Origin of the sequence: Kitasatospora dryopteridis, assembly GCF_050749075.1 — a bacterium.
In the GTDB taxonomy this organism is placed as follows: Bacteria; Actinomycetota; Actinomycetes; order Streptomycetales; family Streptomycetaceae; genus Kitasatospora.
Window position 1 is genome coordinate 3,510,093 of the sequence record NZ_CP192749.1, and the last position, 17,997, is coordinate 3,528,089.

General features: G+C 76.3%; 16 protein-coding genes. 7 read left to right on the forward strand and 9 right to left on the reverse strand.

Annotated elements, in window-relative coordinates; all coding sequences use genetic code 11:
• Positions 1-16 precede the first annotated feature (16 nt).
• The 4 genes from ACQ614_RS15965 to ACQ614_RS15980 are packed head-to-tail and all read right to left on the reverse strand — an operon-like array spanning position 17 to position 5,172.
• Entirely contained in the window at positions 17-400 is a 384-nt protein-coding gene (locus ACQ614_RS15965; RefSeq protein WP_431679231.1) for a hypothetical protein, read from the reverse strand.
• Positions 397-1,680, reverse strand: a complete 1,284-nt coding sequence (locus ACQ614_RS15970) for an SUKH-4 family immunity protein (RefSeq protein WP_431679232.1) — start codon at positions 1,678-1,680, stop codon at positions 397-399. Before ACQ614_RS15970 ends, ACQ614_RS15965 begins: the two co-directional genes overlap by 4 nt.
• Complete coding sequence (locus tag ACQ614_RS15975; protein WP_431679233.1) at positions 1,677-4,787, reverse strand: toxin glutamine deamidase domain-containing protein; 3,111 nt, start codon at positions 4,785-4,787, stop codon at positions 1,677-1,679. Before ACQ614_RS15975 ends, ACQ614_RS15970 begins: the two co-directional genes overlap by 4 nt.
• A 40-nt stretch (positions 4,788-4,827) precedes the next feature.
• Positions 4,828-5,172: a WXG100 family type VII secretion target gene (locus ACQ614_RS15980; RefSeq protein WP_431679234.1), complete on the reverse strand. Its 345-nt coding sequence runs from the start codon at positions 5,170-5,172 to the stop codon at positions 4,828-4,830.
• Positions 5,173-5,411: 239 nt separating this feature from the next.
• Between ACQ614_RS15980 and ACQ614_RS15985 the strand changes: the two genes are divergently transcribed.
• Positions 5,412-6,281: a hypothetical protein gene (locus tag ACQ614_RS15985; RefSeq protein WP_431679235.1), complete on the forward strand. Its 870-nt coding sequence runs from the start codon at positions 5,412-5,414 to the stop codon at positions 6,279-6,281.
• A gap of 99 nt (positions 6,282-6,380) precedes the next feature.
• On the opposite strand, the gene ACQ614_RS15990 is transcribed toward ACQ614_RS15985, so the two are convergent.
• Entirely contained in the window at positions 6,381-7,544 is a 1,164-nt protein-coding gene (locus ACQ614_RS15990; RefSeq protein ID WP_431679236.1) for an NADH-quinone oxidoreductase subunit D, read from the reverse strand.
• On the reverse strand, positions 7,541-8,551 hold the full coding sequence (locus ACQ614_RS15995; RefSeq protein ID WP_431679237.1) for an SAM-dependent methyltransferase: 1,011 nt from the start codon (positions 8,549-8,551) through the stop codon (positions 7,541-7,543). Before ACQ614_RS15995 ends, ACQ614_RS15990 begins: the two co-directional genes overlap by 4 nt.
• 121 nt (positions 8,552-8,672) lie before the next feature.
• On the opposite strand from ACQ614_RS15995, the gene ACQ614_RS16000 reads away from it, so the two are divergent.
• Together ACQ614_RS16000 and ACQ614_RS16005 are read left to right on the forward strand one after the other, a co-directional pair.
• Positions 8,673-9,890, forward strand: a complete 1,218-nt coding sequence (locus tag ACQ614_RS16000) for a sensor histidine kinase (protein WP_431679238.1) — start codon at positions 8,673-8,675, stop codon at positions 9,888-9,890.
• 43 nt (positions 9,891-9,933) lie between these two features.
• Positions 9,934-10,623 carry a response regulator gene (locus tag ACQ614_RS16005; RefSeq protein ID WP_431679239.1) on the forward strand — a complete coding sequence of 230 codons (690 nt, stop codon included), beginning with the start codon at positions 9,934-9,936 and terminating at the stop codon, positions 10,621-10,623.
• Between the two features lie 41 nt (positions 10,624-10,664).
• Here ACQ614_RS16005 and ACQ614_RS16010 read toward each other — a convergent pair whose 3' ends face one another.
• From ACQ614_RS16010 to ACQ614_RS16020, 3 genes are read right to left on the reverse strand one after another with little or no spacing between them, the layout of a single operon-like run.
• Positions 10,665-11,033 (reverse strand): DUF742 domain-containing protein, encoded by a 369-nt coding sequence (locus ACQ614_RS16010; RefSeq protein WP_363492060.1) that lies wholly within the window; start codon positions 11,031-11,033, stop codon positions 10,665-10,667.
• Positions 11,034-11,044: 11 nt separating this feature from the next.
• Complete coding sequence (locus ACQ614_RS16015; RefSeq protein WP_363492059.1) at positions 11,045-11,470, reverse strand: roadblock/LC7 domain-containing protein; 426 nt, start codon at positions 11,468-11,470, stop codon at positions 11,045-11,047.
• Positions 11,467-13,734 (reverse strand): sensor histidine kinase, encoded by a 2,268-nt coding sequence (locus ACQ614_RS16020; protein ID WP_431679240.1) that lies wholly within the window; start codon positions 13,732-13,734, stop codon positions 11,467-11,469. Before ACQ614_RS16020 ends, ACQ614_RS16015 begins: the two co-directional genes overlap by 4 nt.
• A gap of 204 nt (positions 13,735-13,938) precedes the next feature.
• Between ACQ614_RS16020 and ACQ614_RS16025 the strand changes: the two genes are divergently transcribed.
• The 4 genes from ACQ614_RS16025 (at position 13,939) to ACQ614_RS16040 (ending at position 17,985) form a co-directional block, all read left to right on the forward strand.
• Positions 13,939-14,886, forward strand: coding sequence for a Rossmann-like and DUF2520 domain-containing protein (locus ACQ614_RS16025; protein ID WP_431679241.1), 948 nt, complete (start codon positions 13,939-13,941; stop codon positions 14,884-14,886).
• Positions 14,886-15,782, forward strand: a complete 897-nt coding sequence (gene panC / locus ACQ614_RS16030) for a pantoate--beta-alanine ligase (protein WP_431679242.1) — start codon at positions 14,886-14,888, stop codon at positions 15,780-15,782. Before ACQ614_RS16025 ends, panC begins: the two co-directional genes overlap by 1 nt.
• A gap of 78 nt (positions 15,783-15,860) precedes the next feature.
• Complete coding sequence (gene panD / locus ACQ614_RS16035; RefSeq protein WP_363492053.1) at positions 15,861-16,310, forward strand: aspartate 1-decarboxylase; 450 nt, start codon at positions 15,861-15,863, stop codon at positions 16,308-16,310.
• A 16-nt stretch (positions 16,311-16,326) separates the two neighbouring features.
• Positions 16,327-17,985 carry an L-aspartate oxidase gene (locus ACQ614_RS16040; RefSeq protein WP_431679243.1) on the forward strand — a complete coding sequence of 553 codons (1,659 nt, stop codon included), beginning with the start codon at positions 16,327-16,329 and terminating at the stop codon, positions 17,983-17,985.
• Positions 17,986-17,997 lie beyond the last annotated feature (12 nt).

Consider the following 17,997-nt stretch of genomic DNA (forward strand, 5'->3'; position numbering starts at 1 on the left):
GTTGCCTGACCCGGCACTAGTAGTCGGCGCGGCCCGGGCAGTGGCCGTTGTCGGACGGATCGAAGGTGCCGGCGAGGACCAGGAAGGCGACGAGTAGCACCGCCGCGACGGCCGCCCCGACCACGGTGGGCCGCCGCGGCATGTCCCGGCGTTCCAGGTCGACCATGGCGGTGCCGTAGCCGGCGACCACCCCGGCGATCCACTGGGCGACGACCCCGAACAGCAGCGTCGCGTTCAGGCTGACCCCGGCCGAGGCGTCCAGGAAGCCGAGGCAGTCCCGCCACGACCGGACCAGCAGCAGCGCCATCAGCCAGGAGACCAGCGGGGAGAGCACCGTGGTGACGAGCAGGGCTGCGCCGATGCCGGTCGGCCGGGGGATCGGTCGGGCGGGGTCGGTCACAGCAGGCCGTGCCAGAGCTGTTCGACGATCACGGCCCACCAGTTCTCGGGGTCGGTGAACACCGTCCGGTCGACGGCGGCCAGCGCCCACTGCAGCTCGGCGACGGCGGGGCCGGCCGCGTACGGGTGGAGGCCGCGCAGGGCCGGGAGGCGTTCGGCGAGCAGCACCAGGCAGCGGACGAAGGCGGTCAGGTCGGCGTTGCAGTAGCGGGCGGCCGCGGTGTCCGGGTCGATCGCCCGGACGCGGCCCTGCAGGGTGTCGACGGTGATCAGCGACCAGCCGTCGGTGCCGAGCACCACCTGGCCGAGCAGCGCCTGCCGGGCGGCCTCGGTGGCCCGGCCGCCGCGGCCGAGCGCGGCGATCCGGGCGGCTGCCTCGGGCAGCACCGGGTCGGTGCGGGTGCCGTCGTGGACGCCGTCCGGCTCGGGGTGGTGCAGCTCGAAGAAGCCCTCGACCACGACGGGCAGGCCGACCTGCAGCAGCGGTCGGGCGACGGCCTCCGGCAGGTCGGCGAGCACCACCGCCTCGGTGTCGAAGCGGCGGACGCCCTGCGGTCCGAACCGGGCCGCCAGCCGGTCGGCCAGTGCCTGGCCGCTCTCCGGCTGCGCCGGCGGCACCGAGCGCGGGAACGGCACCCGGTTGGGCCGCACGCCGTCCTGCGGGGGCAGTGCCCGGACGGCCTCGGCCCGGCGGTCGAACCACGGCCCGTACGCGAGGTCGTGGGTGAGCCGGACACCGGGCAGCGCGGCGGCCAGCGCGTGCGCGGCGTAACCGCCGGGCAGGGCGGCGGGCCGCAGGTCGGTGTGCACGCCGAGCAGGTCCTCGGCGGGCACGCCCTGCTCCTCGAGGCGTTCGGCGGCGCGCAGCGCGGGGTGGGCGTGGCCGGTCGCGGACTGCACGACCAGGGTCTGCACCTCGCCGAGCGCGTCGCGGTAGCGGACGGTGGCCCGGGTGCCGGGTCCGGTGGCGGGCGGCAGCGAGGGGTCGTAGTCGCCTGCGCCGAGGTAGTCCCGGTACATCCGGACGACGTCCGGTACCGGGACGGACGGCCAGACGGTGAGCCCGCCGGTGAGCCGGTCGACGACGCCGCAGGCGGCGCCGATCTCCTCCGGGGCGCGGCGCACCCCGGTGAAGGGGTTGACGTGGACGGGCGGCGGCTCGGGCCACACCACCCAGCCGTGCTCGAACTCGTGGCTGTGCACGCGGCGTGCGCCCTCCGCGGGGAGCGCGCCGTTGATCCAGCGGTGGGCGGCCTCCAGGGCCTGCTCGCGGGTGGTCATCGGCGGGCGCTCCCGGCGGCGGTGCGGTGGATGGTGAGCCGGGACCGCGGCGGGGCGGGCTCGGCGGGGCGGACGGGTTCGGGGGCCGGTTCCGGCGCGGCCTCCGGCTGCGGTGCGGGCGGTGCCTGGGGCGCCCCGGCCGCGGGGCCTGTCGCGGCAGGGCCGGGCCCCGCAGGCTCGGGCTCTGCGGCGGGCCCGGCCTCGGCGGCCGGTGCGGTGGTCCTGGCGTCCACGACGTCGAGCGGGTGGCAGCGGGCGTCCAGGGCGATCGCCCACAGGCCGTGCTCGGCGCTGTGCAGCGGTTCGGCGCCGCTGCGTCCGGTCTGGTGGTCGATCCAGGTCAGCCGGCCGCCGTGGTTGACCGCGTTCCACACGTGCGAGCGGCGGAAGCCGTCCAGGGTCAGCAGCACCGCCTGGGCGCCGGGGCCGGAGCGCAGCAGCGTCTCGGCGACCCGGGCGAAGCCGCCCTCGCCGTCGCCGAGGTCGAGGAACTGGGTGCCGAGCTCGCGCTCCGCGCGGTCGCGGCCGCCGTACTCCCCGGCCGGGCCGTCCGGCAGCCGGGGGGCGGAGCAGACCGGCAGGCCGGAGTAGGTGTCGACCGAGGAGAGTGCCACGTCGACGGTGTTGTTGGCGCGGCCGGGCTCCCGCGGGCCGCCGCCGTTGAGCGCCTCCGTCCAGCCGGCGGCCGGGTCGGGGTGGAGCTCGGGCGTGCCGTCGGGGCGGCGCGGCACCAGCCGCTCGACCTCGGCCTGGTGGGCCGGGTCGACCGGTCCGAGCCCGCCGGGGATGCCGTGGGGGCGCCCGTCGGCGATACCGCGTACGGGGGCGGGCGCGGCGGGCGCGCTCTCCGCGGACCGGCCGGCGCGGGCGGCCAGGTAGGCCGCGGCGACCTGGCCGGGGTGCAGCACCGGCACGACGGTCGGTCCGGTGTGCGGCTCCAGGCCCATCGTCTCCGGCCGGCGGCGGATGTCGCCGGCCTCTCCGAGCCGGAACGGCAGCGGGGCCGGGGCCGTCCCGCCGGCACCGGGCGCGCCGGAGCCGGCCGGGGTGCGGGCAGCCGCACCGGGGCCGCCGACGACCGCGCCGACGACGCCGGAGGAGCCGCCCTGGGCACCGGGCTGGCCGGCCGCGCCGGGCGCTGCCGTACCGGGCGCCGCGGCACCGGGTGCACCGGCACCGGGTGCGCCCGGCGTGCCGGTGGCACCCGGGGTGCCGGGGCCCGCGGGGCCGCCGACCGGGGTGCCGACGGGTGTGCCGGGCGCACCGGCCGCGCCGCCCACCGGGGCGCCGACCGGGGGTGCGACCGCACCGCCGGTCGGGGCGCCGCCGACCGGCCCCAGCGGGAAGCCGGAGCCGGCTCCCGCACCGGCCGACGGACCGGTGCCGACCGGGTCGCCGCGCCAGGGGCCGGGGGCCGCCGGGCCGCTCTCGACCGGGGCGCCGTGGACGGGCAGCGACGGCGGAGTGACCACCACCGAGTCGGTGTGCACCGAGACCGGGCCGGGGCGCGGTCCCGCGGGCGGCAGGTCGTAGCCGTCCGGCTCGTACACCGGCGGGGCCGGCGTGTGGTGGCTGCCGCCCGGGGTGCTGTTCCAGCCGCCGCCGCTGTTCCCCGCGGAGGCGGTGCGGTGGCCGCCGCCGTCGCCGAGCGGCGCCTGTGCGACCGGCGGGATGCCCGCCTGCACTCCCGTGCCGGCGGGGGCCGCGTCGACCTCGAGGCCCACCGGGCCGGGTCGGCCGGTGCCGCCGGGGGCGCCCGGGGCGTCGGTCTCCGGGCCCTCGCCGGGCAGGCCGTGGCCGCCGTGCGGGCCGGGGCCGGTACCGAGGTCGGCGGCGGCCACCGGGAGGCCGTCCGCGCCGAGCCGGACACCGTCCGGGCCGACGGCGGCGTCGACCAGCGGGCGGCCGTCCCGGTCCACGCCGGCGACCAGCGGGCGGCCCTTCTCGTCGGTGAGGAGCTTGCCGTCGGTACCGACCGCGAGGCCGCCGGCCGGGTTGCCCTCGGCGTCCAGCATGACCGGGCGGCCGTGCTCGTCGAGGACGGGCCTGCCGTCCTTGCCGACGACCAGCGCGAGCCCGGTGTCGCCGACGGTGCCGTCGGCGGCGACGGTCAGCGGCCGGCCCGCGGCGTCGGTGAGCGGCTTGCCGTCGGCGCCGAGCGCCAGGCCGGTCACCCGGTTGCCGGCCGCGTCCACCACCACCGGCCTGCCGTCCGCGCCGAGGACGGGGCGGCCCTCCTCGTCGGTGGCCACGGCGACCCCGTCGAGGCCGGGGAGGCGCTTGCCGTCGGGGCCGACCAGCACCGGGCGGCCCTGCTCGTCGGTGGCGACGCTGCCGTCCGGGTTGAGGGCGGCGGAGACGCCGCGGACACCCGCCACGACGGCCGCCCCGCCGACCGCGGAGCCGGCCAGCTGCCCGGTGAGGCCGCCGCCGGAGCGGGCGGCGCTGAGCGTGCGGAACTCGCCGTGCTTCCCGGCGCCGTCTGCCTGCGCTATCCGTTCCAGGGCGGTGACGGCGGGCTCCTTGAGGGCGGCCTGCAGGCCGTCCTTCATCTCCCGGCCGAGTTCGGCGAGCAGCGCGGTGACCTTGATCTTCGCCGCCTCGACGGCGATCGCCTCGCCGGCCTCCGCCGCCGCTCCCTTGACCGCCCCGACGACCTGGCCGACCAGCCCGGACAGCCCCTCCGCCCGGGCGGCCTTCACCTGCGCGGCGGCCGCGGCCTCGGCCTTGTCGGCCTCCGCGACCTCCTCCGCGAGCTCGGTGAGCACCGCGATCAGCTCGGCCTTGCAGCTGTCGACGGCGGCGGCGGCCTTGTCGAAGGCCCCGGCCAGCGCGTCCGCGGCGGCGTGTGCGTCGTCGAGGTGGCCGCGGCCGCCGCCGCTGAAGCCGCGCCAGTGGTCGGCGAAGGCCTCGACGGCGGGGCCGGAGTTCTCCCCGGTGACGCGTTCCGCGGCGGAGGCGCCGCGGCGGCCCAGGCGCTCGGCCTCGGTGCCGAACTCCCGCCACAGGCCGCCTGCGCGGCGCAGCGCGTCCTCGTCGGCCTCCGGCCAGTGGCGGCCGAGCCGGGCCATGACCGGGGCCAGCTCCGCGGGCAGGTTCCTGGGCATGTGGTCCCCCTTCGGTGGTGCGGCTTGACGGTCCGTCGACTCAGAGCGCGGTGGGGCCCGGGCCGGTTCCCGGGTGCAGGACCCGGAAGGCCTGCTCGTTGCCCCGGTCGGCCTGTTCGGCGTTGTCGGCCATGGTGTGCAGGCCGGTGCCGATGCCGCCGATCCGGTCGGCGAGGCCCTGCAGGCCGGCCAGGACGCCCTCCCGGGCGCCCTCGTAGGCCGTGCCGAAGCCCTCGCCCGGCTCGTCCCGCCCCCAGGGGGTGCCGAGCGCCGCGAGGCCGTTCTCCAGTTCGAGTGCCGCCCGTGCGAAGTCGTTCGAGACGTTCTCGAACTCCCGCCCCTCGCCGTGCAGTTCCCAAGGCTTGATCAGGACCTTGTCGGCCATCCCCGTCCCCCGTCCTCGCGGCTCGTCCCCGTACGCAGCCGTCTGCAGCCCGCCATCCTAGGCCCCGGGCGGTGGGCCGCCGGTGCCGTGGTGAGCCTTTTCACCTTGCCTTCACGACCGGCCGGACGGCTGCGCACGACCCGTGCGCGGCCGGTGCGCGGCGCGTGCCGGGCCGGTGTGCCACCAATGCGCGGGCCGCCCGCCCCCGGTCCACCGCGGCGAGGCCATACCCTTGCAGCGTGGCAGCAGCAGACACCGCAAAGCACAAGAAGTCCAGGAAGAACGGCTCGGAGGCGACCGCGGGCACCGTCGTCGACCTGGCGATGCCGACCCTCCGGCCCGAGGTTCCGCTGGACTTCCCGCGCGCCTGGGCCGAGTTCACCGACCCGGCCGACGACGAGCAGGTCTTCCGCTGCGACCTGACCTGGCTCACCTCCAACTGGGGCTGCATCTTCGGCCGGGGGTGCCACGGCATCCGCGAGGGCCGCGGCGCCTCCGACGGATGCTGCACCCTCGGCGCCCACTGGTCCGACGAGGAGGACGAGCAGCGGGTCGCCGGCCACGCCGCCCGGCTCACCCCGGAGATGTGGGAGAACCACCCGCACGGCACCGACGCCAAGGGCCGCATCCGGCTGGACGGCGGCATCACCATGTTCGACGAGGACGGCGACCGGCAGACCCGCCGGATCGACGGTGCCTGCCTCTTCCGCAACAGCCCGGACTTCCCCGGCGGCGCCGGATGCGCGCTGCACATCCTGGCCCTGAAGGAGGGCCTCGAGCCGCTGGAGACCAAGCCGGACGTCTGCTGGCAGCTGCCCGTCCGCCGCACCTACGACTGGATCGACCGGCCCGACGACACCCGCTACCTCCAGGTGACCATCGGCGAGTACGACCGCCGCGGGTGGGGCCCGGGCGGCCACGACCTGCACTGGTGGTGCACCGGCAGCCCCGAGGCGCACAACGCCCCCGACCCGGTGTACGTCGGCTACCGCGCCGAGCTCACCGAACTCATGGGCGTCGAGGCCTACGACGTCCTGGCCGCCCTCTGCGAGCAGCGCATCGCCACCAAGGGCCACAAGAAGCTCGCCCCGCACCCCGCGGACGAGTAGGGGCACCCGGCGGGCAGACCGTAGGGGCGTGGGGGGGGCACCTCCCGGCCGAAGGCTGGGGGAGAACTGCGCAGTCCCCTCGTCCCTACGGGTCTCCCTCTACTTGTCGATGTCGCCGACGACGAAGAACATCGAGCCGAGGATGGCGACCATGTCGGCGACCAGGGTGCCGGGCAGGAGTTCGGTCAGCGCCTGGATGTTGTTGTACGAGGCGGAGCGGAGCTTGAGCCGCCAGGGCGTCTTGTCGCCGCGGGAGACCAGGTAGTAGCCGTTGATGCCGAGCGGGTTCTCGGTCCAGGCGTACGTGGTGCCCTCGGGGGCCTTGAGGACCTTGGGCAGCCGCAGGTTGACCGGCCCCGGGGCGATCCCGGCGAGGCGGTCGAGGCAGGCCTCGGCGAGGTCGAGGGAGTTGGCGGTCTGCTCCAGCAGGCACTCGAAGCGGGCGAGGCAGTCGCCCTCCTCGCGGACCACGACGGTGAGCAGGTCGGCGAGCTCCCCGTACGCGAGGTAGGGCTCGTCGCGGCGGAGGTCGAAGTCGACGCCGCTGGCCCGGGCGATCGGCCCGCTGACGCCGTAGGCGTGGACCTGCTCGCGGGTGAGCACGCCGACGCCGGCGGTGCGGCCGCGGAAGATCTCGTTGCCGAGGACGAGGTCCTCGTAGACCGGCAGCTGCTTGCGGACGGCGGCGACGGCCTGCCGGACGCGGCCGAGCCAGCCGGCCGGGAGGTCCTCCTTGAGGCCGCCGACCCGGTTGAACATGTAGTGCATGCGGCCGCCGGAGGCCTCCTCCAGGACGTGCTGGAGCTCCTCGCGGCCGTGGAAGGCGTGGAAGATCGGGGTGATGCCGCCGAGCTCCAGCGGGTAGGAGCCGAGGAACATCAGGTGGTTGAGCACCCGGTTGAGCTCGGCGAGCAGGGTGCGGATCCACACCGCCCGCTCGGGGACCTCCATGCCGAGCATCCGCTCGACGGCGAGGACGACGCCGAGTTCGTTGGAGAAGGCGGAGAGCCAGTCGTGCCGGTTCGCCAGCATGACGATCTGGCGGTAGTCGCGGGCCTCGAAGAGCTTCTCGGCGCCGCGGTGCATGTAGCCGATGACCGGCTCCGCGGCGACGATGCGCTCGCCGTCCAGCACCAGCTTCAGCCGCAGCACGCCGTGCGTGGACGGGTGCTGCGGGCCGATGTTGAGCACCATGTCGCTGGTGCCGAGCTCGCCCGTGAGCTGCTGCGCACCTGCGCCGATGCCGACCGTGGTCTCCCTCATGGCAACAGAGTCTGCCACCCCGCGGGCGCGGGGAGTCCCTCCAGGCTCCGCGGTACCGGCATGCGGACGGTCTGGGCCAGCCAGCCGAAGCCGCCGAGGCCGGCCGGGTCGGTCAGCTCGGCGGCCTCGCCGGCCCCGCCGAGGGCCCGCAGGTAGGCCGCCGGGTCGGTGGAGGCGAGGGCGAGCGGCGGCCGCCCGCCGTGCACGCCGAGGGCGTGCAGGGCGGTGCGCTGCGTCGTCCACAGGCTGTGGACGGCGGGGGCGGCGGCCGAGTCCAGGGCGACGTGCGCGGTGACGTCGCAGCTGCCGTCGGGGACGGGCCGCACCTCGCGGCCGGCCCGGAAGCCGGTGAGGGTGCCGAAGAGCGGGCGGTCGGCGGCGCTGTGGGCGTAGTCGACGGCGACCGCGAGGCCGCGGTCGAGGGCGGCGACCGCCGAGGCCCAGGCCTCGTCGCGGGTGCGGCCGATCTCGATGCGCTCGCCGTCGGGCCACCAGCGGGCCGCCCAGGCCGCGTCGGCCCCCTCCAGCGGCCCGCCGAGCCGCTCCTCTCCCCCGGCGCCGACCTCGACGTACCGCAGCACGCCGTCCTCGTCGGCCTCGGCGATGTCCAGTGGCACGTTGTCGAGCCACTCGTTGGCGAACAGCAGCCCGGTCAGTCCGGTCGGCAGGGTGTCCGCCCACACCACCTCGTCCGGCAGTCCGGCCGGACGGTCGGCGAGTTCGACGGCGTACGGGCGGACCCGGGCGGCGAGCTCCGGGTCGAGGGCGGCGAGCACGCCGGTGAGGAGTTCGCCGCGGCCGGCGCCGACGTCCGCGAGGGCGAGCTCGGCGGGGTGCCCGAGCGCCTCGTCGGTCTCGGCCAGCAGCCGGGCGACGGCGCCGGCGAAGAGCGGGGAGGCGTGCACCGAGGTGCGGAAGTGCCCGGCCGGGCCCTCGGGGCCCCGGTAGAAGCCGTCCGCGCCGTAGAGTGCGCGTTCCATGGCGGGCCGCCACCGCATCCAGGTCATGGGTGTGGACGGTACCTGCCGGGAGGGGCGTTCCGGTGGGGGGCGTCTCCACCCTGCGGCGGATGCCGGATCGCTCTCGCGGCGGACCTGGGGGTGGTCCCCGACTGCCTAGGCTTGGATCGTGCATCGACTGAACGCCTGGCTCCGCCGTCACCCGATGGTGGTCGACTCCGTCTGGGCGCTGGTGGTCCTCCTGCTGGGGCTGCTGTCCGACTTCTCGGAGTCCGACCGGCAGCTGTACGGGGGCCTGGCCGTGTCGCTGGCGATCGCCGCCCTGATGGTGGTGCGGCGCCGGTACCCGGACCTGGCCGCGGCGGGGGGCACCGCGCTCGGGCTGGGGCAGCTCGTCCTGGACATCGTGCCGGGCGGCTCCTCCATCGGCTACCTGGTCTTCGCGTACACCGGCGCGGCCTTCGGCTCGCCCTGGGCCTCGCGGCTGGTGCTGTCGGTGGGCCTGGTGGCCGGGCCGCTGACGCTGTGGCGGTTCGACAGCAGCACGGACAGCCCGCCGGGCGACCCGGCCCCGGCGGGGCCGAGCACCTGGCAGATGGTGTTCGTGGCGGTGCTGATGTCGACGCCGTTCGTGCTGTGCTGGGCGTGGGGCCGGCTGACCAGGGTCCGCGGCGCCTACCTGGTGGAGCTGGAGGACCGCGCAGCCCGGCTGGAGCGCGAGCGGGACGCCCAGTCGAAGGTCGCGGTGGCCGCCGAGCGCGCCCGGATCGCCCGGGAACTGCACGACGTGGTCGCGCACAACGTCTCGGTGATGATCGTTCAGGCCGACGGCGCCGCCTACGTGCTGGACAACTCACCGCAGCAGGCGAAGGAGGCGCTCGCCACCATCGCCGGCACCGGCCGCCAGGCGCTGGTGGAGATGCGCCGGCTGCTCGGGGTGCTGCGCACCTCGGAGACGGCCGAGGAGTACGTGCCGCAGCCCGGCGTCGAGGAGCTGCCGGAGCTGCTGGAGCAGGTGCGCACGGCCGGCCTCCCGGTGGACTTCGCCACCTCCGGCGAGCCGCGGGAGCTGCCCCGCGGCCTGGAGCTGACGGTGTACCGGATCGTCCAGGAGGCGCTGACCAACGTGCGCAAGCACGGCGGCCCGGGGGCCCGGGCGCGGGTCGCGGTGGACTTCGGCGACCGCGACCTGGAGGTGCTGATCGAGGACGACGGCCGCGGCAGCACCGCGGAGCAGCTCGACGCCGGTGGTGCCGACGGCCCCGGCCATGGTCTGATCGGCATGCGCGAGCGCGTCGGCATGGTGAGCGGCAGCCTCGACGTCGGCCCGCGGCCCGGCGGCGGCTTCCGCATCCGGGCCGTCCTCCCCCTCAAGACGGCCTCGTGACCGCCGCGGCCCCGCCCGCGGCGCAGGTGAAGGAGAACCGACCGTGACCATCCGTGTGATGCTCGTCGACGACCAGGAGCTGCTCCGCACGGGCTTCCGGATGGTCCTGCAGTCGCAGGGCGACATCGAGATCGCCGCCGAGGCGGGCGACGGCGCGCAGGCGCTGGAGCGGCTCGCCCGGGCGGAGGTCGACGTGGTGCTGATGGACGTCCGGATGCCGCGCATGGACGGTGTGCAGGCCACCCGGCAGATCTGCCTGGACGCCTCCGGGGTGCCGATCCCGGGAGCCCCGCACGTACTGATCCTCACCACCTTCGACCTGGACGAGTACGCCTTCGCCGCGCTGAAGGCCGGGGCGAGCGGCTTCCTGCTGAAGGACGTCCCGCCGACCGAGCTGGTCGCGGCGATCCGCGCCGTGCACGGCGGCGACGCGGTGGTCGCGCCGACCACCACGCGCCGGATGATCGACCGCTTCGCACAGGTGCTGCCGACGCCCTCGACCACGCCGGGATCGCCGGTGCTGGGGCCGCTCACCGACCGCGAGCGGGAGGTGTTCCTACTGGTGGCGCAGGGCCTGTCGAACAGTGAGATCGCGGCCCGGCTGACCCTGTCGGAGGCCACCGTGAAGACGCACGTCGGCCGCATCCTCGCCAAGCTGGGCCTGCGGGACCGCGTCCAGGCCGTGGTGCTCGCCTACGAGAACGGCCTGGTCCGGGCCGGCGCCACGGACTGAACCGGGCCCGGCCCGAAGAAAACGACGCCCGGGCGGTCGGCTCAGAGGCGCCGCAGGCCCTGGATCACCTCGCGCAGCAGCCGGACGTCCGGCCGGGCGGCCTCGGCCGGCCCGGGGCCGACCCTGACCACGCCGCCCTGGACGAGGTCGCCCAGCAGCACCCGCAGGGCGCCGAGCGGCAGGTCGGCGTCGGCGGCGAGTTCGGCGAGCGGCCTCGGCCGGGCCCGGACGCGTTCCAGCAGGATGCTGCGGGCGTGGTCGAGCGGGGTGGCCGGCTCGGCGTCCGGCACCGCGGAGACCTCGGCCAGCAGGTCGTACCGCTCGGCGGCGGCGGACCGGGTGCGCCCGCCGGTGAGGGTGAACGGCCGGACCATAGGGCCGGCCTCGTCGTCGTACCAGTGTCCGCTCATGGGCCCGCCCGTCAGCCGCGGGCCGGCTCGGCGGCGCGGGCGGGCACGGCCAGGTGGCGGCCGACCCGGCGGACGAGCATCGACATCTCGTAGGCGATCTGGCCGACGTCGGCCTGCGGGTCGCAGAGCACGGCCAGGCAGCTGCCCTCGCCGGCCGGGGTGACGAAGAGGAAGGCCTCCTCCAGCATCACCATGGTCTGCCGGACGCCGCCCGCCGCGAAGCGGTTGCCGACCCCGCGGGCGAGGCTGTGGAAGCCGGAGCAGACGGCGGCGAGGTGGTCGACGTCCTCGGTGCTCATGCCGGCGGAGGCGGCGGTGGGCAGGCCGTCCGAGGAGAGCAGCACGGCCTGGCGGACGTGCTCGGTGCGGTCGGCCAGGTCCTCCAGCAGCCAGTCCAGGCCGCCGCTGCCCTGCTCGGTGGTCTCGGGCGTGCTCATCGTTCGTCCTCCGGGTGGTGCGGGGTACGGGCGTCGGCGGTCCGGCCCCGGTCGAGGCCGCGCTGGAACGCGCCGAAGAGGGCGCCCATCTGCTCGGCCGAGATCTCGGCGGGTGCTCGGGCGGGCGCCCCGGCGGCCGGGTCCGGCTCGGTGCCGGGTGCGGTGTCCGGGGCCTTCAGCTGGGGGGCGAGGGAGGCCTGGCGGGTGCGGGTGGGCAGGGCGCGCCGCATCGGCAGGACGGCGGCGCCCGGGGTGTCGGCGGGTTCCGGCCCGGCCTCCGGTGCGGGCAGCGGTTCGGGCCGCGGCCCGGGATCGGGGTCCGGCTCGGGCTCGGGCGGGTCGGCGAGGACGGTCCTCGGCATCAGGACAACGGCGGTGGTGCCGCCGTACGGCGAGCGGCGCAGCGACACCCCGAAGCCGTGCCGCCGGGCGAGCCTGCCGGTGACGAACAGGCCGAGCCGCTCGGTGCGGGTGGGGTCGAACTCCTGCGGTTCGGCGAGGGTGCGGTTGGCGGCGGCGAGCTCGTGCTCGTCCATGCCGAGGCCGCGGTCGTCGATCTCCAGGACGCAGCCGTGGGCGGCCTCGCCGGCCCGCATGGTGACCTGGGTGTGCGGGGGCGAGAAGGCGGTGGCGTTCTCGATGAGTTCGGCGACCAGGTGGGCGAGGTCGGCGACGGCGGGGCCGGCGACGAAGACCGGCGGCATCGGCGGGACGACCACCCGCTCGTACTCCTCGACGGCGCCGACCGCGGAGCCGACGACCTCGACCAGCGGGACGGGCCTGCGCCACATCCGGCCGGGGGCGGCGCCGGAGAGGATGATCAGGCCCTCGGCGTGGCGGCGCATCCGGGTGGCGAGGTGGTCGACGCGGAAGAGGTCGGCGAGCTCGTCGGGGTCGGTGGCGCGGCGCTCCATGGCGTCGAGCAGTTTGAGCTGGCGGTGGACGAGGGCCTGGCTGCGGCGGGCGATGTTGACGAAGACGCCGGAGATGCCGGAGCGCAGCCGGGCCTGTTCGACGGCGGCCTCCACGGCGGCGCGGCGGGCGTGGTTGAGGGCGCGGCCGAGGTCGCCGATCTCGTCCTCGTTCTCCCCGGCGGCGAAGGCGAGGCGGGGGGCGGCCCGTTCCACGTCGACGGTCTCGCCGGCGGCGAGGCGGCGCACGACGTCGGGGAGCTGGCGGGTGGCGAGCCGGTCGGCGGCGATCCGCAGCCGGGCGAGCCGGCGGGTGATCCGGCGGCCGGTGCGCACCGAGTACCAGACGGAGAGCGCCACGGCGAGCAGTCCGGCGCCGCCGGCGAGGCCGGCCCTCAGCAGTTGGTCGCCGGCGTAGGCGCGGCCGCGGGCGGCCGAGTTGAGGGCGGCGTCCTTGCACAGCTCCATGTAGCGGCGGACGACCGGGTCCATGGTGGTGCGCCAGCCCTCGCGGTCGACGGCGCGGGCGGCCGCGTCGGCGCCGGACTCCAGGACGCCGTCCTCGGCGCGCACCAGGGCGGTGTACCGGGGGTCGGCGGCGAAGGCCTCGAAGGCGGCCCGGGAGTCGGCGGGCAGCGCGGCGACGTAGGTGCGCTGGAAGATCCTGCGGTCCTCGACGGCGGCGGTGAAGGCGCGGAACTGTGCGGGGGTGAAGGAGCCGGCGGCCCGGGCGCCGGAGCCGAGGGCGTCCTCGCGGGAGACGAATTCGCGGACCCGGACGAGTTCGATCACGGTCTGCGCCTCGCGGGCGAGCAGGCCGGCCTGCAGTGCGGTGAGCGCGGACTGGACGGCGAAGGCGGGTTCGACGGCGGCGGTGTAGCGGTCGACCGCGGTGTCCCAGGCGAGGGAGCGGGTGATGACGGCCTGGCGGAGCGGGGCGAGGCCGTCGGCGGCGGTGAGCATCGCCGTGAGGGTGTCCCGCTGCTCGGCGGTGAGTTCGTCCTGCCGGTCGGGGTCCTCGGCGGCGGCCCGCATGGCGCGGACCTTCTCGTCGGTGGCCCGTTCCTGCGCGGTGTACGCGGCGAGGGCGGCCGGGTCGCCGCCGGAGCCGAGGTACTCGGCGGCCAGCCGGCGCTCGATCTGCATCTGGCCGACGGCGGTGTCCACGGGGCTGCCGAAGTACCCGTAGGCGTCCTTGAGCCGGACGAGGGCGCGCAGGTCGCCGGTCATGGAGACCATGGCGAAGGTCCACAGGCCGACCAGGGCGACCAGGGGGATCAGCACCAGGGCGATGATCCGGGTACGGATGGTGCGGGGGCGGCGCGGGAGGGCACGGCCGAGGCGTCTGGGCATGGTCTCCCTCGGGGTCCCGGGGCTTGGACTGCGCCAAGTTACCCGCCCGTAGCGTCCCGGTCCCCCGGTGCGTTGTGAAGCTTCCGTGGAGATACCGCGGGCCGGGCCCGCGCGGCCGGGCCGATCCGGCCGCACCGTACGATGGAGCGGTACGTCTGGTACCTGCACAGGACTGGAACGGGAAGCAATGACGAGGGCCGAGCGGTGAGCGCGTCCGACAATGCCCCGGCCCTCGGGCCGACCGACCCCTTCGGCGATCCGCTGGACCCGGAGAACCGGCCCGCCCGGCTCGCCGTCGGCGTGGTCGGCACCGGCCGGGTCGGTCCCGCGCTGGGCGCCGCCCTGCAGCTGGCCGGCCACAAGGTGGTCGCCGCCTCCGGGGTGTCGGCGGCCTCCCGCCGCCGTGCCGAGGCGCTGCTGCCCGGGGTCCGGCTGGTCTCCCCGCCGCAGGTGCTGGCCGCCGCCGACCTGGTGCTGCTGACCGTGCCCGACGACGCGCTGGCCGACCTGGTGGTCGGGCTGGCCGCGACCGGGGCGATCCGCCCCGGCCAGATCGTGGTGCACACCTCCGGCGCGCACGGCGTCGCCGTCCTGGAGCCGGCCGTCCGCGCAGGGGCGCTGCCGCTGGCCCTGCACCCCGCGATGACCTTCACCGGCACCTCCGTGGACCTCGCCCGGCTGGCAGGCTGCCCGTTCGGCGTGACCGCGCCCGAGGAGCTGCGGCCGGTCGCCGAGGCGCTGGTCGTGGAGATGGGCGGCGAGCCGGAGTGGGTGCCCGAGGAGGTCCGCCCGCTCTACCACACGGCGCTCGCGCACGGCGCGAACCACCTGGTCACCCTGGTCGCGCAGGCGATGGAGCTGCTGCGCGGCGCCGGGGTCGCCGAGCCCGGGCAGCTGCTCGGGCCGCTGCTCGGCGCGGCCCTGGACAACGCGCTGCGGTCCGGCGACGCCGCACTCACCGGCCCGGTCGCCCGCGGCGACGCCGGGACGGTCCGGCGGCACCTGCAGCAGCTGCACACGGTGTCCCCGGACATCGGGCAGGCGTACCGCGCGATGGCCCGGGCCACCGCGCAGCGGGCGGTCCGGGGCGGATCGCTCAAGGAAGGGGCGGCGGCGGCGCTGCTCGACGTACTGAACGAGGAGACCCCCTGATGGCACGCGGCAAGCAGCCGGCGAAGGCGAAGGCCCCCCGCACCACCGTGCTCACGCGGACGGTCGGCGAGTTCGAGGCGGCGTTCTGGCCGGACGAGCAGCCGGTGGACAACGCGGTCGTGATGACCATGGGCGCGCTGCACGCCGGCCACGCCGCACTGGTCCGGGCGGCCCGCAAGCAGGTCGGCCGGGACGGCCGGGTGGCGGTGACGGTCTTCGTCAACCCGCTGCAGTTCGGCGCCGGCGAGGACCTCGACCGCTACCCGCGCACCCTGGACGCCGACCTCGAGCTCGCCCGCGAGATGGGCGCCGACGTGGTCTTCGCCCCGACCGTCGAGGAGATGTACCCGAACGGCGAGCCGCTGGTGCGGCTGTCCGCGGGCCCGATGGGCGACGGCTTCGAGGGCGCCACCCGCCCGGGCCACTTCGACGGCATGCTGACGGTCGTCGCCAAGCTGCTGCACATCACCGACCCGGACTTCGCCTTCTTCGGCGAGAAGGACGCCCAGCAGCTGGCGATCGTCCGCCGGATGGTCGCCGACCTGGACTTCGACGTGGAGATCGTCGGCGTCCCGACCGTCCGCGAGGAGGACGGGCTGGCGCTCTCCTCCCGCAACCGCTTCCTCTCCGACACCGAGCGCGGCCACGCGCTGGCCCTGTCCAGGGCGCTGTTCGCCGGCCGCGACGCGGGCGCCAAGGGCGCGAAGGCGGTCCGCGAGGCGGCCGCCGGCGTCCTGGACGGCGCCGAAGGTGTCACCCTTGACTACCTCGCCCTGATCGACCCGGACTCCTTCACCGAGGCGCCGGACGACTTCACGGGCGAGGCAGTACTGGCCGTGGCCGCCAAGGTGGGTCCGACCCGCCTGATCGACAACGTCGGCGTCATCGTCCGGTAGCACCACCGCGTTCGACCCCCCCGTAGGCATGCACTCTCCCCCGGCCCGGCCGGGGGTCCCACCAGGAGGCGTGACCAGATGCTCCGCACCATGCTCAAGTCCAAGATCCACCGGGCCACCGTGACCCAGGCCGACCTGCACTACGTCGGCTCCGTCACCGTCGACGAGGACCTCCTCGACGCCGCGGACCTGCTCCCCGGCGAGCTCGTCCACATCGTCGACATCAACAACGGCGCCCGCCTGGAGACGTACACCATCGCGGGCCCGCGCGGCTCCGGCGTGATCGGCATCAACGGTGCCGCCGCCCGCCTGGTGCACCCCGGCGACCTGGTGATCCTCATCGCGTACGGCCAGATGGACACCGCCGAGGCCAAGGCGTACCTGCCCAAGGTCGTCTTCGTCGACGGGGACAACCGGATCACCGGCATGGGCGGAGACCCGGCCGAGGCGCCCGAGGGCAGTGGCCTGCTCCGCGGCGACCGGGCGTACCGTGATGCGGACGGCGCGACTGCCGACGCCGCGCGCTGAAGGAGCAAGTGAAGCCATGCCGTACCGCCTGACCGCCCCCGCCCCGGGCTGGACCGCGACCACCGACGTCGTCGTGGTCGGCTCCGGCGTCGCGGGCCTGACCGTCGCGCTCAACGTCCGCCGGGCCGGCCTGCGGGCCACGGTGGTCACCAAGGCGATGCTGGACGACGGCTCCACCCGCTGGGCCCAGGGCGGCATCGCCGCCGCCCTGGGCGAGGGCGACACCCCCGAGCAGCACCTCGACGACACCCTGGTCGCCGGCGCCGGCCTGTGCGACGAGGACGCGGTGCGCGCCCTCGTCACCGAGGGCCCGGACGCCGTGCGCCGGCTCATCGCCGTCGGCGCCGCCTTCGACCAGGACGAGGACGGCTCGATCCTGCTCACCCGCGAGGGCGGCCACCACCGCCGCCGGATCGCGCACGCCGGCGGCGACGCCACCGGCGCGGAGATATCCCGCGCACTGGTCGCCGCCGTCCGCAACGACCCGGGCATCGAGCTGATCGAGCACGCGCTCGTCCTCGACCTGCTCACCGACGCCGACGGGCACGCCGCCGGCCTCACCCTGCACGTCATGGGCGAGGGCCAGCGGGACGGCGTCGGCGCCATCCGGGCCCGCGCCGTGGTGCTCGCCACCGGCGGCATGGGTCAGGTCTTCTCCGCGACCACCAACCCTGCGGTCTCCACCGGCGACGGCGTCGCCCTCGCGCTGCGCGCCGGGGCCGAGGTAGCCGACCTGGAGTTCGTCCAGTTCCACCCGACCGTGCTCTGGCTCGGTGCCGAGGCCGAGGGCCAGCAGCCGCTGGTCTCCGAGGCCGTCCGCGGCGAGGGCGCGCACCTGGTCGACGCCTCCGGCGAGCGCTTCATGCTCGGGCAGCACGAACTCGCCGAGCTCGCCCCGCGCGACATCGTCGCCAAGGCGATCACCCGGCAGATGCAGCTGCACGGCGCCGAGCACATGTACCTGGACGGCCGGCACTTCGGCGCCGAGATGTGGGAGCACCGCTTCCCGACCATCCTCGCCTCCTGCCGGGCCCACGGCATCGACCCGGTCACCGACCTGATCCCGGTCGCCCCCGCCGCCCACTACGCCTCCGGCGGCGTGCGCACCGACCTCACCGGCCGCACCACCGTGCCCGGCCTGTACGCCTGCGGCGAGGTCGCCTGCACCGGCGTGCACGGCGCCAACCGGCTCGCCTCCAACTCCCTGCTGGAGGGCCTGGTCTTCGCCGAGCGGATCGCCGCCGACCTGGCCGCGCGGCACGCCGCCGGCGACCTGCCCGAGCGGGCCGTCGACGTCGCCGCCGCCCTGGACGCCCGCACCGTGCCGCTGCTCGCCCCCGAGGCGCGCGCCGAGATCCAGCGGCTGATGTCCCGCGGGGCCGGCGTGCTGCGCTCGGCCGGGTCGATGGCCGCCACCGCCGAGGGCCTCGCCGTCCTCGCCGGGGAGGCCTCCGCCTACCTGGACGAGGGCAAGCCGGCCGACCCCCGGGTGGAGACCTGGGAGGCCGCCAACCTGCACCTGGTCGCCACCGCACTGGTCGCCGCCGCGGCCCGCCGCGAGGAGACCCGCGGCTGCCACTGGCGCGAGGACTTCCCCGACCGCGACGACGCCCGCTGGCAGCACCACCTGGTCACCACCCTCGACACCGACGGACACCCGTGCGTACAGGGGTGACCCCCGCCCTCC

Bases quoted from the DNA above. Each gene is read 5' to 3' on its own strand.
- ACQ614_RS15970 (WP_431679232.1), bottom strand. From the start codon at position 1,680: ATGACCACCCGCGAGCAGGCCCTGGAGGCCGCCCACCGCTGGATCAAC.
- ACQ614_RS15975 (WP_431679233.1), bottom strand. From the start codon at position 4,787: ATGCCCAGGAACCTGCCCGCGGAGCTGGCCCCGGTCATGGCCCGGCTC.
- ACQ614_RS15980 (WP_431679234.1), bottom strand. From the start codon at position 5,172: ATGGCCGACAAGGTCCTGATCAAGCCTTGGGAACTGCACGGCGAGGGG.
- ACQ614_RS15990 (WP_431679236.1), bottom strand. From the start codon at position 7,544: ATGAGGGAGACCACGGTCGGCATCGGCGCAGGTGCGCAGCAGCTCACG.
- ACQ614_RS15995 (WP_431679237.1), bottom strand. From the start codon at position 8,551: ATGACCTGGATGCGGTGGCGGCCCGCCATGGAACGCGCACTCTACGGC.
- ACQ614_RS16010 (WP_363492060.1), bottom strand. From the start codon at position 11,033: ATGAGCGGACACTGGTACGACGACGAGGCCGGCCCTATGGTCCGGCCG.
- ACQ614_RS16015 (WP_363492059.1), bottom strand. From the start codon at position 11,470: ATGAGCACGCCCGAGACCACCGAGCAGGGCAGCGGCGGCCTGGACTGG.
- ACQ614_RS16020 (WP_431679240.1), bottom strand. From the start codon at position 13,734: ATGCCCAGACGCCTCGGCCGTGCCCTCCCGCGCCGCCCCCGCACCATC.
- panC (WP_431679242.1), top strand. From the start codon at position 14,886: ATGGCACGCGGCAAGCAGCCGGCGAAGGCGAAGGCCCCCCGCACCACC.
- panD (WP_363492053.1), top strand. From the start codon at position 15,861: ATGCTCCGCACCATGCTCAAGTCCAAGATCCACCGGGCCACCGTGACC.
- ACQ614_RS16040 (WP_431679243.1), top strand. From the start codon at position 16,327: ATGCCGTACCGCCTGACCGCCCCCGCCCCGGGCTGGACCGCGACCACC.